We start from the raw sequence: 14,587 nt of genomic DNA, 5'->3' as shown, positions 1-14,587 counted from the left end.
ATTAACCTCCTTGCACGAACAGCCGCTTGCGGGCCGCACGCCAAGTAAACATAATGGGCACAAGCAAAATAACGAACCATAACGCCTGAATTCCGAGAACTCCCCAAGCTTCGCTCATCGGGGTACGTCCGGTAAACACGGCGCTTGGCAAATACGTGATCGCCTGGAAGGGCAGCCATTCCATCGTCCCCTTCAGCCACCCCGGGAAGAAGGCGATCGGAATGAGCACGCCGGAGAACAGGTCGACAAGCACCCGCTTCATCCGCATCATTCCTTCGTTATTTTCCACGAAGAAGGCCGCAAGACCAGTCAAAATATTAAGCTGCGAATTAATGAACAAGCTGAACAGCAGCATAATGAAATAGACAATCCATACAGCCGGGTCCTTCGGCAGCTTGACCGGGAACAGCAGACAGACGATTACCAATCCCGGCCCCATAAAGAGGATCAGACGGAACAGCCCTTCGCCAAGTCCCTGCATCATTTTGACGAGCAAATAGGAATACGGGCGGATAAGCTGCATCGCGATGCTTCCGTCCCGGATATCGTTCGCAATCTCGCGGTCCAGGTTATTGAAATAAAAGGCGCGCGCCATCCACGACACGGCGATATACGTCGTCATTTGAGCAAGCGTAAAGCCTTGAAGCGTCTCGGCCGAGCCAAAAATCGCTTTCCAGAGGAAATAATACGCTCCAATATTAATCGCATAAATAATGATACCGCTATAATAATTAACGCGGTAAGCCAGCATGGTCAGAAACCGGATTCGGATAAAATCGACGTAAGCGCTCATCATCGCAGAGAAGTCTCCTTCTCAGCCTCGGCCTCCTGCTTTGGGGACTCGGCTTCCAGCAGCGTTGCGGCGGCAGATGCCGACGCTGAACCGGAGCGATAAATTTCGCGCACGATATCGTCAGTGTTGGTCTCGAGGATTTTGATATCCCGGATATCCGCCCCGCCTACAACTACGCCAAGCGCGTCCGATACGTTAATCGTATGCGGCAGCCACATCGAGGCGCCCTGCTCGCTCATTGTCCAGGTAACATCCAGTCCTGCCGTTAGAAGCTGCAGCTTCGCAAGCGACGTTGGCGTGCCGAATTGGAACTGGATCTCGCGTCCTTTGCTCCAGCGGTTCTTCAGCTCTTCCAGTCCGCCGTCATAAATAATTCGGCCGTCATCCAGCATAATGACGCGCGAGCACAAGGCTTCGATATCTTGAAGGTCGTGAGTGGTAAGCAGAATCGTGGTCCCCTCTTCACGGTTCAGATCCTTCAGGAACTCGCGAATTTCCGTCTTCACCACGATATCCAGCCCAATGGTTGGTTCATCAAGGAACAGGATCGACGGATTATGCAGCAGCGATGCAACCAGCTCGCAGCGCATCCGCTGCCCAAGGCTCAGCTTGCGGACCGGACGGTTCAGAAGATCGCCAAGATCAAGGCGTTCCACGAGGTTGTCCAGTCTTTTGCGGAAATCTTGCTCGGATACGCGATATACTTTGCGCAGCAACTGGAAAGACTCAATAACACCGATATCCCACCAAAGCTGGGAGCGCTGGCCGAAAACAACGCCAATCCCTCCGACAAATTTTTCGCGGTCCTTGTAGGGTACATAACCGTTTACCTTCAGTTGTCCGGATGTCGGTACCAGAATGCCGGTCAGCATTTTAATCGTAGTCGATTTGCCTGCGCCATTCTCGCCGATATAACCGCAAATCTCGCCTTGCGGAATTTGGAACGATATATCTTTAACGGCTGTAACCTCGTTGTATTCCCGTTTGAACAGATCCTTTAGAGCGCCGGACAAGCCTTCTCTGTTCTTTTGTACTTTAAACTGCTTTCGCAGATCTTTGACATCAATCGCTAGCATGGGTTTAATAAAACTCCTCTCCGTTAAGAACGGTCGACATTTCCCGGGGAATTATGAGTTTTTTCCAAGGGAAACGATAAAACTTGCGTCTATCTATCGTTCCGCTTTATAATTTTATGATATGTAATATTACAATAGTTATGGTTTTGCGTAAATGGCAGGCATCATCGATTCGGGAACGATGGATCGCCTGTCTGATTTGGGTTTACACACTTTTGCAGGATGAGTTGCTGAAAGGAGCACTACTACAGTCATGGCTACAAAAGCTAAAAAGAAAAGAAAACCTTGGAAATGGGTACTCAGCGGTTTTCTCGTAGTTATAGTTATTGCCATCGCTGGCCTGGTTTACTGGGGTACCGGCGTATATAATTCGTTAGACAATTTCAGCAAGAACAAAGAGGATTCCCGGTTTGGCCAATTCGAAGACAATACAACCACCGCTCAAGCGCCTCCGAAATGGGAAGGCAAAGAACGCGTCAACATTCTGCTTCTCGGCGGCGACGCCCGCGGTTTGGAAGAAAATCAGGTTCCGCGGTCCGATTCAATCATGATCGCATCCTTTGACCCGGTTACGAAAAAGGCGCATCTTTTCTCCGTCCTCAGGGACACTTACGTTGATATCGAAGGGCATGGCAAAGGCCGGATCAATACGGCGATTACGCTAGGCGGACCGCAGCTGGCCATGAAAACCGTCGGAGACCTGCTTGGTCTCGACATTCAATATTATGTGTACACGGATTTCGAAGGATTCAAAGCCCTCGTCGATTCGATCGGCGGCGTATACTTCGACGTTGAAAAAGATATGCACTATACGGATAACGCCGACAAAAATAAATACGATATCGATCTGAAAAAGGGCTACCAGCTGCTGGACGGCGACAAAGCCTTGCAATACGTTCGCTTCCGCCACGACGCGATGAGCGACTTCACCCGTACCGAGCGCCAACGCGAATTTTTAGGCGCTGTAGCCGACAAGCTTAAATCAGGCTGGAACATCGTTCAGATGAAAAAGATTCTGGACAGCGTATCGCCTTACATCGAGACGAACCTCCAGGTTACCGATATGCTGAAGCTTGGCCAGCTGGGCGTCGATTCCCACTTGGCAGGCACGCAGCAGGTTCCTCCAATGGATCAGATCGCCGAAGAGCATGTAGGCGGCGCGGCCGTGATTGGCGTCAAAGACCTGGATGAACTGAAAGCAACGGTTCAAGAGACACTGGCGAAGGATGATACAGAGACCACACCATCCCCATCGCCGGGTGCCGAGAACGGAACCGATACCACTGCAAATTCGGTTAACAGCAGTACCGCACAATAGGGATAGAATAATGGGAGTTAGCTTTACAAAAAAGGACCAGATCTCCGCCAACCGGCGAGATCTGGTCCTTTCGCATTCATGCGGTTAAAGGTAGAGCACGCTAACCTTTTATTTGTTTAATAATTGGCTTAGCTGTCGCTTGCTTTATATTGCACGAAGTATAGCATATTCACGTATTTGAGCCCCGTAGGCAGATATAGCCTGCACGAAATGCAGGATACGATAGACTTAGCTTCCCAATTGGGCTAGATTCCAGTTAATATACTGCATTTGGTACAGCGTAACTTGTCCTAACCCTGTTCCTGGGGCAAATATACTGCATTTCGTACAAGGTGAATGAGCAGCATAGCCATGCATTGGCGGATAAAGATCACGCCGCTTGCGTTGCCTATAATTTACAACGGAGAGAAAGATATCTGCTAGGCCAGAAACGCCCTTGAGCATGACTTTGCTTTTTGCTCCGACTGCGCGATAATGGGAAGTGTCGATTTTTCTTCATTCAGGCTGTTTTGCGCAGGCAACCGGCTTACATATTACGAACTACGGAGGATTTCTTTCATGTCTATGCAACGCAAACGTTCAGAGGCGCTTTACGAGGAAGCGCTGCAGCATATCGTCGGGGGCGTCAACAGCCCTTCCCGCTCTTATAAAGCGGTTGGCGGCGGTGCGCCGGTGTTCATGAAGCGCGCGGAGGGCGCCTACTTCTATGATGTCGACGATAACCGCTATATTGATTATTTGGCGGCTTACGGCCCCATTATTACGGGACATGCCCATCCGCATATTACGGAAGCGATCGTTCGCGCGGCGCAAAACGGTACGCTTTACGGTACCCCTACCGAGCTGGAAATCCAGATGGCCCGCATGCTGAAGGATGCGATCCCTTCTCTGGATAAAGTCCGCTTCGTGAACTCCGGCACGGAAGCCGTTATGACAACCATCCGGGTTGCCCGCGCGTTCACGAAGCGCAATAAAATCATCAAGTTCGCCGGCTGCTACCACGGCCATTCCGACCTTGTGCTCGTTGCCGCTGGCTCCGGCCCTTCTACGCTTGGCATTCCGGACAGCGCCGGCATTCCGACCAGCATCGCACATGAAGTGATAACGGTACCGTTTAATGACCTGAATGCCCTGAAGGAAGCGCTGGAGCGCTGGGGCGACGATACGGCCGCCGTTATGGTGGAGCCGATTGTCGGCAACTTCGGCATGGTGATGCCTAAGCCCGGCTACCTGGAAGGCCTATGCAAAATGACGCGCGAAGCCGGCGCCCTTGTTATTTACGACGAGGTTATTACGGCGTTCCGCTTCCACTACGGCACGACGCAGACGTTTAATGCCTTCCCGGATTTCAAAGCCATCGAGCCGGATCTTACCGCGCTTGGCAAAATCATCGGCGGCGGCCTTCCGATTGGCGCTTATGGCGGCCGCAAGGAAATCATGGAGCAGGTTGCTCCTCTAGGCCCTGCTTACCAGGCAGGTACGATGGCGGGCAATCCCGCTTCCATCTCCGCCGGAATCGCGTGCCTTGAGGTGCTTCAGGAAGCAGGCATCTATGACCGCATGAACGATCTGGCGACAACGCTCGCAGACGGTCTGCGCGTTTCGGCTGCAAAGCATGGCATTCCTCTGACGGTTAACCAAATCCGAGGTTCGTTCTCGGCCCATTTCTGCAACCATCCGGTAACCAACTATGATGAAGCGCAGGATACCGACGGCGAAATATTCGGCCGCTTCTTCAAGCTTATGCTGGAGCAGGGCATCAACCTGGCCCCTTCCAAATATGAAGCGTGGTTCCTGACCACCGCCCATACGAAGGAAGATATCGAGATTACTCTTGCAGCAGCAGAGCATGCATTCTCGAAGCTGTAATGAAATACAGAAAGCTGTTCCGTACTGGAACAGCTTTTTCATATTCTCTGCATCAGCACACTTAGCGGCCCTGATAGGCAAATAAGACCCTGCTAGGGTCTTATGCTAACCATTCCCACAACTCTCTCTGCCAATAAGACCCTGCCAGGGTCTTATTGCGCTGCAACACCGCTTCAACAGGCAATCTTCTTACGCCTTTTAAGCAAATAAGACCCTCAGAGGGTCTTATGCTAACCATTCCCACAACTCTCTCTGCCAATAAGACCCTGCCAGGGTCTTATTGGCTGCAACACCGCTTCAACAGGCAATCTTCTTACGCCTTTTAAGCAAATAAGACCCTCAGAGGGTCTTATGCTAACCATTCCCACAAATCTCTCTGCCAATAAGACCCTGCCAAGGTCTTATTGCGTGGCAACACCGCTTCAACAGGCAATCTTCTACGTCTTTTAAGCAAATAAGACCCTCAGAGGGTCTTATGTCCTCCATTCCCACTAATCTCTCTGCCAATAAGACCCTACCAGGGTCTTATTGCGTTGCAACACCGCTTCAACAGGCAGACTTCTTATGCCTTTTAAGCAAATAAGATCCTCAGAGGGTCTTATGCTAACCATTCCCACTAATCTCTCTGCCAATAAGACCCTGCTAGGGTCTTATTGCTCCGCTCACCCGGCAACGCCGCATTAACAAGATAAGCCTCCGCAAATTGCTGGGGCTTATCTCTAGCAACTTATTGATAGATTTCAATCTCGTACAACGAAGGACCGTATGGAGCAAAGCCCTTCTCCGTTACATAGATTCGTACGTATTGACCTTGCGTTGGAGCATCCAGATTAATGATCTGCTTCAACCCGTCTGCGCTAAGCGATTGTCCCGACACGGAATGGACAGTCGTCCAGCTCGCGTTATCGGTCAGATCGGCACCCGGCTGAGCCACTTGAATGTCGAACGACTTTCCGTAAGCCCCTTCCCAGTTCAGAACAAGCTTGCTGAGGGATTCTACGGCACCAAGATCCACATAAATCCACTCCGGATGGTTATCCGTATTTGTTGTCCAATCCGCGCCCCATCTCGAGCCGGGATCGCCGTCAGTAGCCTCTGCCGCCAGGAATGCGCCTTGCACGGAGGAAGCCACGGCTGCCTTGCCAAGCGCAAGGTTCACATCCGCTGCGATAACTTGCGTCACTTCGTTATCGGCATAACCCGATGCGGCAACCGTAATCGCGTAGCTGCCTGCTGCGGCGAATACGCCCGATTTCAATGTGATTTTGCCTGCCGCAACCGTATACTGGCTGGCTGCAAGAGCGGCATTGTTGACTTTAACGGCCGTAATCGCGCTTTCCCATGCAGAATCGCTGGAAAAGGCAAGATCGATGCTACTGCCAACCTTATTATCGGTCGAATCCGCTGTCAGGACTGGGCCAAGCGGCAATACCGGATCGGGATTCGACGGATTGCCGTATACTTCAACCTCCCATAACGAGTAGCCCCATTGCGTGCCTCTTGCCGTACCATAGATCCGGACATGGCGTGCTTCTTCGCCGTGCAGCGTAATGTTGTCGATACCGCCGTTGCCGGAAGGCTCGGTAAAGATGGTGTTCCAGTCGTTATCGCCCGGCGTTTCCGCCGAAGAGACTTGAACCGTATACGTCTTGCCGTAAGCCCCTTCCCAGCTCAGCGTCATGCTCTCCAGCTTATAGAGCTTCTTCAGGTCAAGCGAGATCCACTGCGGATCCTGTGCGGCGCTCTCCCATCTTGTTCCGGCCTTGCCGTCAATCGCATTAGACGCAGGCTGATTGTTCGTCGATGCGGTTGCCGTGCTGCCAAGCGCGATGTTCTTCGCGTTGGTCTTCACTTCCTGCGATACTTCCGCTGCCGCATAGCCATTAGCCAGAATGGCTATGGAATACGTCTTGATCGATGAGAACAGGGAGGCATCAAGCGTGACTTTGCCAGCCGCAACCGTATACTGGCCTGCATTGACGGCCGCACCGTCAATCGTAATGCCCGTAATGGCGCTTCTCCAAGCGGCATTGTCCGTAAAGGTCAGTTCAATCGGATAAGTCAGCTTATTATCCGTCGAATCCGCTGCCACTGTTGGCGGCGACACCTTCTCGCGGACGGATACTTCATCGATATAAATCGTATGCTCGCCGGATGGGGTCGTGATGTCTCCGCTTATAACGTTACCAAGCAAGTATTTCACCGTCAGCGTCATGTCGGCGGTTGGCTTCAATACTTTCGTGTAGACCGTAGAAGAGTCTCCCGTAAGATTGAACAGCACCTGCTGATTGCCACTATAACCGGTCAGCTCGACGAGAATCGGACGGTTAACGGTTGACCAGGCTTTAAAGCTCAGCTCATACGTTTTGCCGGCTTTCAGCTTGATGCCGGATTGCATGAACTGCGTGGACCATGTATACGGAACGCTCCATTGAGGGTCCAAACCGCCGTTATAGTTGATCTGGATTGCGGCCTTCTCGTCCTCTACCGAAATCGAAGAGTAATCGTCGGCTCCTTTCCACGATTCCCAGTTAGCCGTACCGTTCGTAAAGCTGCCGTTTAATACAAGGTTGCCATCGCCGGAGAAAACTTGCTGCGTCAGGACAGCACCGCCATACCCGGTCGCGGCTACCTTCACCGGATAGTTGCCGTCAACGGAGAAAACATCCGAATGAAGCGTCAGCATCCCTGCTGCTACCGTGTATTGCGTTGCGTTCAGAGCCGCACCGTTTACGGATACCGATGTAATAGCGCCTCTCCAGGCAGCGTCATCCGCAAAAGGAATCGTGATCTCTTGGCCGGCGAGATTATCCGTGCTGTCCGCTACCATCGTTGGCGGACGCTTCACCGGCGCATTTTCCACCTCAAGCACAACGTTGTCGATCCAGACGGTACCCACTGCTCCACCCGGCGTTTTGCCGAGCATGATCTTAAGCGCAAGCAGCTCGTCGGCCGTAGGACGAACCGTAAACTTCATATGCGTCCAATCCGTGCCAACCGCTTGCACGCCGGAATCAAATCTCCGGACGTACGAGGCGTTTTCCAACGTTGCCTGCAGGTCGCGTGCCACGGAGGCTTTTACGTCAAACTCCAGCGTATAGGTTAAGCCCTTCTTGAAGCTCATGCCGCCTTGAATCAGCATATTGCTGTAAGGCTGGTTGCCCAGGCTTGTAATCGTAAGCTTCGCGGCGCCATTCTCCGTGGAGAACTGTGCAGCCCCGCCATCCTGCGTATTTTGTTCCCAATACAGCAGACCGGCGAAGAAATCGCCGTTCTTCAGCGGGAACAGGTCCACGCCCGTGAAGTCGAAGTTGTTATTCGTCGTGCGGATCAGAGAGACATTGTCGATCGCAACATCCGCGTCATTGCCGCCTAGTCCAAAGACAAGCTGCCCTTCCTCATCCGTTACGCCAACCGGCATCGTAAACGTAAACTCCTGATTGCCCATTACCGTGCCGATGGTAAAGTCCTTCGAAGCATACAACGTATGGCCGTCTTTGCTTACGAATGAAACCTTAATGGAACGCTCCGAATCCGCCAAAGCCTTAAAGTTCAGCTTATAGGAGTCGTTTTGAAGCAGATTGATACCCTTCTGCGTAAGCGTAATGTCCGATGGACTGTCTCCGCCGTTTGCGATCGCTGCTTCAAGCTGTCTTGCATTCGGGTCAACCGAAGCAGAAGCAGCTGCGTCGCCCGAGGTTTCAAAGTTCCAGTAAGTCATGCGGTCCATGGAGCCAAGATCGAAATTGCCGTTGTACACATGCTGACCGTTGCCAAGCGGCGCTTTCGCCCCGTTTTGCTCGGATACCGCGTCAACCTCTTCGATCTTGATATTGCCGATCCATACCGTATTGGTATTGAGACCAAGATTAAGCTCCAGCCGCGCGGCAAGGTCAGTATCGTTATTCATCAGGAAGCGGTACTCGTAATGCTTCAGATTGGTTGTCAGCGCGGCATCGAAGTTATCCGAATAAGCGCCCCAGCCGTTATCCGCATCGCCGCCTACCTTCAGGCTCATATTTCTTGGTGCCGCCGCTTTGGCGTCAAAGCTGATTTTGTAAGCATGGCCTTTCGTAATCGTTGCATACTGAATCAATTGCAGAGCGTAATTCTGGTTGCCCCCGCTCGTAATCGACACTTTGGCGAACTTATCGTCGCCGATCGTATCCACGACCGCAGAGCCTGCCCCGCCAAAGTCCGGCGTATGCAGGAAGTTCCAATAGTTCGCGTCTAGCGCCTGCGTGGAATCCGTAATATCGGTAAGGCCATGCTCGAAGTCCTGATCGACAATCGCTTTCGCGTTAGCCGGAATCTCGTCCTTCGAATCCGGCTCTACCGGCGTACGGTAAGGACGGCCCGTCAGTTCGTAAGCACGAACATAGTCCACTTCCATTTTGGCTGGCAGATCGCTGTCGGCCGGAAGACGGTTGCCGTCAAATTGACCGCCAACGGCCAGGTTCAGAATCATATAGAACGGTTTGTCAAACGGCGCGGGATATGCGTATTTATCCGGCTGATCGGCTCCCCAGCTGTTCCAGTTGTTAACCGTCTGATAGAGATTGCCGTCCACATACCAGCGGATCTCGCCCGGCTCCCACTCTACCGAGTAGGTATGGTACCCGGAGATGGATTCGCCTTCGGGGAAGGTGTAAGCCGCGCCCGTTGCTTTGTTGTTCGGAGCGTTCTTGCCGTAATGGATCGTTCCGCCGACTTCATGCGGCAGACGGCCTCTCGCTTCCATAATATCGAGCTCTCCGGAAGCGGCCCAGCCGCCGTATTCGCTATCGGCAGGCATCATCCAGAAGGCCGGCCAAATGCCCGTGCCTTCCGGCAGCTTCATCCTGGCTTCGAACTTGCCGTAGGCCTTCGTAAAAGTATTGCTGGTCCAGAGACGGCCGGACGTATACGGCTTGCCGTTAAACGTCTCTTTTTTCGCGGTAATGACCAGGTTGCCGGTTGCCGGATCAACCGCGATATTTTGCTTGCGATAGTATTGCTGCTCGTTATTGCCCCAGTCCGCAACGCCGTATTCGGAGCCATTGCCTTCCTGGTAGCCCCACTTCGTCAAGTCGACGCCGTTTGTATCGGGAGTGACGGCATCGCCGTTAAACTCGTCGGACCAGACTAGGCTCCACATTTGCTCGGTTTCCACCGTTTGCGTCACTTGCGCAAGCTCGTAACCGGTCGCCGCAATAACAATAACGTGATCGCCCGCTGCTGCAAATACGCTCGCTTTGATCGTAATGCTGTTTGTTCCCACCGTGTAATCTTCCGCCTCAAGCGCTGTTCCGTCCACGGTAATTGCGTTAATCGAGCTGCTCCAGCCCGGCTGGAAAGCGAAGGTCAGCGTAATGTTTTTGCCTAGGCTGTTATCCGTCACGTCAGGCGTAACGATTGGAGCCGAAGTAAGGCGGATATCGTTCGCGAGCGATACCTTTTCTCCCAATGCTTCCTTGGCGCCTTTCCGCTCGAAGCGGACGTTGTCGATCAAGACATCATGAGCGGCCAATGCATCGCCGTTCTTGCCTAGGAGGAACTTCAAGCCAACCGTATCATCCTTAGGCATCGTAAACTCGAAGGAGTAGCTCTTCGTTGTTTCGCCTAACGTTAATTTTTGATTCAGATAACGGGTATAAGTGCCATTTTCCGCAATAAACTCAATGGTTTTAGCCACTGTGGCTCTTGCGTCAAAGGTTGCGATATAGGTATTATCCTTCTTCACCGGAAGCGGTTCTTGGAAGAGCATCACATCCCAAGGATTCGCGCCTATATTTTCGATATTGATCTTTGCTCTGCCGCTTGTAAAATCAAACGTTGCCTTCGAAGTACCGTCGTACACGCCTTGGATATGCTTTGACCAGTTCGCTTCGCCGTCCGTGAAGTAGCCGTTCTTTAATAGGAAGGCTTTCTCGCGGGCGCCTTTGATTTCCACGCGTACATTGTCCGCGTACACATCATGCGCGCCAGCCGGATTTGTTGCCTGCTTGCCGAGCAGTACTTTAAAGGAGGCTAACGTATCTGCCGTAACGGGAAGCTCATACGTAAAGGTCTGGTAGTCCGCCGTCAGATGCTCCAGCTTCGAAAGCAGGCGCCCGCCGGCATTGTCCACGACAATCTCCACGTCGCGCTCCGCGGTTGATTTGAGATCTACGGATACGACATAGGTATTGTCCTTGCGGAGAGTAAAATCGTTCTGCATCAGCATGACATCCCATGGATTATTGCCCACGCTGCTTACGTTGACCTTCATGCTTCCAGCGTCTTCGTTATAGCCGGTCACTTTGTCCCAGCCGTCGTAAAAGCCTTGCACATGCAGGCTCCACGATGCTTTACCATTCGAGAAGTCGCCGTTCTTCAGCGGGAACTGCTCGGAGAGAGGCAAATCGCCGATGCCATTGTTCGTCAGACGGGTCATGACCACATTATCGATAGTGACGTTCGCATCGCTGCCGCCAAGCATAAAGACGAGAATCGCCTTGTCGTCGGCTGCTGCTGCGGAGTTGAAGTTCACCGTTTGTACGGCGGATGCGCTGGTCAGATTTACCTCAACAGGGTCGACCACATTCGTGCCGTCCTGCTTCTGGATGCCAACCTTGATCGTACGGTCAGACGCTGCGCTTGCCTTGAACTTCACTTGATAATCATTGTTCGGAACAATCTTGATACCTTTCTGGAGCAAAGTAATAGAAGAAGCACCCGCTCCGCCATTCGTAATATTCGCCTTGAATTCGCGTTCTTCCGGATCAACGGATGCCGTTGCCGCCGCACCGTCAGCCGTATTGAAGTGCCAATAAGTCAGACGGTCCAATCTTCCAAGGTCAAAATTACCGTTGTATACGTGATTGCCGTTAATCGGCTCTTTCGCCGCATCCTCGTTATACGGATCCGGTGCGTCCACTTCCTCCAGCTTCACGTTGCCGATCCAGACCGGATTGGTGTTCAGCCCGATATTTAGCTCCAGGCGTGCCAGGACATCCGTATCGGCAGCCATCTGGAACGTCATGCTGTAGGTTTTGAATTCATCGGTAAGGCTTGCCGACAAGACATCGGAATACGTTGCCCAGCCGCGGTCGGCACCGCCGCCGATCTTGGCGGACATGGTCCGGTTCGTTGTGGATTTGGCATCAAAGGAAAGCTTGTAGTATCTGCCTTTGCCTACGGTAACGTTCTGGATGAGCTGCACGGAATAGTCCTGCGAGCCTCCGGCCGTAATATCCGCTTTGGCATACGTTTTGCCGCCAATAACGTCGGTTCCGATGGAGCCGTTGCCGTTATAGGTAGGGACATGCACGAAGTTCCATTTTTCCGGATCCAAGGTATCCGAATCTGCCGCTACGGTCTTAAAGCCGTTCGCGAAATTCACATCATGCACATAGTTGCCGTCAATGGCCGGTTTATGATTGTCAGGCAGAGCCTCTTGATCAACCTTTGGCTCTTCAAGTCCTTCCGTAGAATATCCGCCCTTCTTATCGTAGACGCGGACGTAATCGACTTCCATCGTACGGGCATTGTCGTCGAGCGGCATCTTGCCGCCGTCGAAGTTGCCGCCAACCGCCAGATTCAAAATCATGTAAAACGGTTTATCAAACGGTGCCGGATAAGCGTATTTCGCCGGCTGGTCAATTCCCCAGCTATTCCAGTTGTTTTGCGTTTGATAGACTTCGCCGTCTACCAGCCAGCGGATTTCGCCCGGCTCCCATTCAACGGCATAGACATGCTCGCCGCTGAAATCCGTTCCGCTTGGGAAGTTGTATTTATTGCCCGTGTAGCGGTTGCCCGGTGCAGCTTTGCCGTAATGGATCGTTCCGGAAACTTCGCCCGGCAGTCGGCCGACCGCTTCCATAATATCGATCTCGCCGGAGGACGCCCATGTGCCGTATTCGCTTGTTGCCGGCATCATCCAGAACGCTGGCCAGAAGCCTTGCCCCTTCGGCAGCTTCAGCTTCGCTTCGAACTTGCCATAGGCTTTGCTGAATGTATTCTGAGTGAAAATCCGGCCGGAAGTATAAGGCTTATTATTGCTGTTTGCTTCCTTTTTCGCCGTAATGACAAGCTTGCCGTCTTCTACCTTCATATTGTCCGCTTCATAGCTTTGCTGTTCGTTATTGCCCCAGCCGTCAAGGCCGTATTGCGAACCCGTACCAAGCTGATACCCCCACTTGTCGAGGTTTACGCCATTCGTATCGAGATTGCTGCCGGTTCCGTCAAACTCGTCATTCCAGACCATCTGCCACTCATCGGTTGGGGTTGGCGTAGATGTCGGAGTTGGCGTTGGGGTCGGCGTCGGCGTCGGGGTCGGCGTCGGCGTCGGGGTTGGCGTCGGCGTTGCAGTCGGCGCAGGTGTTGGCGTTCCGCCGCCACCGCTGCCGCTTCCTCCACCGGTGCCTGGAGTTGTCCCGCTGTCTACGACATAAGATTTATCTTTGTCCAGATTTTTGCCGTTCAGGCTGGAATCCGATTTATTGCTGTTCACATGGTCGATATCCGAATTACTTGTTTCCAGTACCGTATCGGAATTGAGCTCCATCGTTCCGACCTCCGAGCCGTCAACAACAACGCGGACCGGCCCTTCCTTCTTATCAACAACGATGTTCGGCGTCTGAACATTATTCAGGTGAATACTATGCACACCGCCGCCGCTGATAAAGATGGTTCCTTTTACTTCCGTATTTTTCAGCGTAAAATCGCCTTCGCCAATCCCAGCGGTCAAGTAAAGATTCCCGCCGATTGCCGAATTCTCGATCGTTACGCCGTCAAGGTTCACCAGCCCGTTGCCCGCCAGCTTTTGATCCTTGTACGTCTGCGCTTTCACGTAAGCTTCGCCTGCTAGACGGCTTAATAGAACAACCGCTTCCGCACGCGTAATCGACTTAAGCGGCTGAACCGTCCCGTCCGGGAAGCCCTTCAAATAACCCCCGCTTACCAATTGGCCCAGCGGCTCTACCGCAAATGCGCCAACTTGCGCTTTATCATTAAACGCTACAAGCGGATCAGCGCCTGTTACTGCCGGCAATCTGAACAGTCCTGCAGCTATTTTTGCCGCCTCTTGTCTTGTAATTGCCGTATTTGGTTTAAAGGTTCCATCCGGATAACCGTTAATAAAGCCTGCTTGCTTTCCGATCGACACCGAATCGGCATACCACGCTTCTGCCCCTACATCCGAGAAGCCGTTCTCTCCTTTTGCCGTAAAACCAAACAAGCTGTTAATCAGCTTCGTAAATTCCGCGCGCGTAATGCCTTGCTCCGGCTTGAACGTTCCGTCCGGATAACTGTTAACGAGGCCCTTGGATGTCCAATCCGTTACCTGCTGCGAAGCCCAATGCCCCGCAACATCCGGCGCCGCAGCGCTTGTGGCTGCCGCTGTCGTATCCGAAGCCGCAAATACGGCTGACGGCACGTAACTTACGGCGATAACGACTGACATCACGAACGACAATAACCTTTTTGTTCTTTTTCTAGTCAACACTGTTTTCCCCTCTCAAGCAAGATGACCAGGGTGACTGTTCTAGTTGTAAACGTTTTCAGAATTTT

5 protein-coding genes are annotated in these 14,587 nt (G+C 52.5%); 2 read left to right on the top strand and 3 right to left on the bottom strand.

The window, feature by feature from the left end; translation table 11 throughout:
• Nucleotide 1: 1 nt before the first annotated feature.
• The gene (locus tag ACR9FF_RS04290; RefSeq protein ID WP_116394105.1) at nucleotides 2–796 is read right to left on the bottom strand and encodes an ABC transporter permease; all 795 of its coding nucleotides are present in this window, start codon (nucleotides 794–796) and stop codon (nucleotides 2–4) included.
• Complete coding sequence (locus ACR9FF_RS04285; protein WP_116394104.1) at nucleotides 793–1,869, bottom strand: ABC transporter ATP-binding protein; 1,077 nt, start codon at nucleotides 1,867–1,869, stop codon at nucleotides 793–795. Before ACR9FF_RS04285 ends, ACR9FF_RS04290 begins: the two co-directional genes overlap by 4 nt.
• A gap of 253 nt (nucleotides 1,870–2,122) precedes the next feature.
• Between ACR9FF_RS04285 and ACR9FF_RS04280 the strand changes: the two genes are divergently transcribed.
• Nucleotides 2,123–3,187 (top strand): LCP family protein, encoded by a 1,065-nt coding sequence (locus ACR9FF_RS04280; protein ID WP_435169255.1) that lies wholly within the window; start codon nucleotides 2,123–2,125, stop codon nucleotides 3,185–3,187.
• A gap of 558 nt (nucleotides 3,188–3,745) precedes the next feature.
• Nucleotides 3,746–5,056, top strand: coding sequence for a glutamate-1-semialdehyde 2,1-aminomutase (locus ACR9FF_RS04275; RefSeq protein WP_435169253.1), 1,311 nt, complete (start codon nucleotides 3,746–3,748; stop codon nucleotides 5,054–5,056).
• Between the two features lie 727 nt (nucleotides 5,057–5,783).
• On the opposite strand, the gene ACR9FF_RS04270 is transcribed toward ACR9FF_RS04275, so the two are convergent.
• On the bottom strand, nucleotides 5,784–14,522 hold the full coding sequence (locus ACR9FF_RS04270; RefSeq protein WP_435169251.1) for a hemoblobin-interacting domain-containing protein: 8,739 nt from the start codon (nucleotides 14,520–14,522) through the stop codon (nucleotides 5,784–5,786).
• Nucleotides 14,523–14,587: the final 65 nt, after the last annotated feature.

It is taken from the genome of Paenibacillus glycanilyticus (genome assembly GCF_051200795.1).
In the GTDB taxonomy this organism is placed as follows: Bacteria; Bacillota; Bacilli; order Paenibacillales; family Paenibacillaceae; genus Pristimantibacillus; species Pristimantibacillus glycanilyticus.
The sequence above is the reverse complement of the archived record's forward strand: the minus strand, read 5'-3'. Positions and strand labels throughout refer to the sequence as shown.

What these genes read in the sequence shown, in the direction of transcription:
- ACR9FF_RS04290 (WP_116394105.1), bottom strand. Translation starts at nt 796, where the DNA reads ATGATGAGCGCTTACGTCGATTTTATCCGAATCCGGTTTCTGACCATG.
- ACR9FF_RS04285 (WP_116394104.1), bottom strand. Translation starts at nt 1,869, where the DNA reads ATGCTAGCGATTGATGTCAAAGATCTGCGAAAGCAGTTTAAAGTACAA.
- ACR9FF_RS04280 (WP_435169255.1), top strand. Translation starts at nt 2,123, where the DNA reads ATGGCTACAAAAGCTAAAAAGAAAAGAAAACCTTGGAAATGGGTACTC.
- ACR9FF_RS04275 (WP_435169253.1), top strand. Translation starts at nt 3,746, where the DNA reads ATGTCTATGCAACGCAAACGTTCAGAGGCGCTTTACGAGGAAGCGCTG.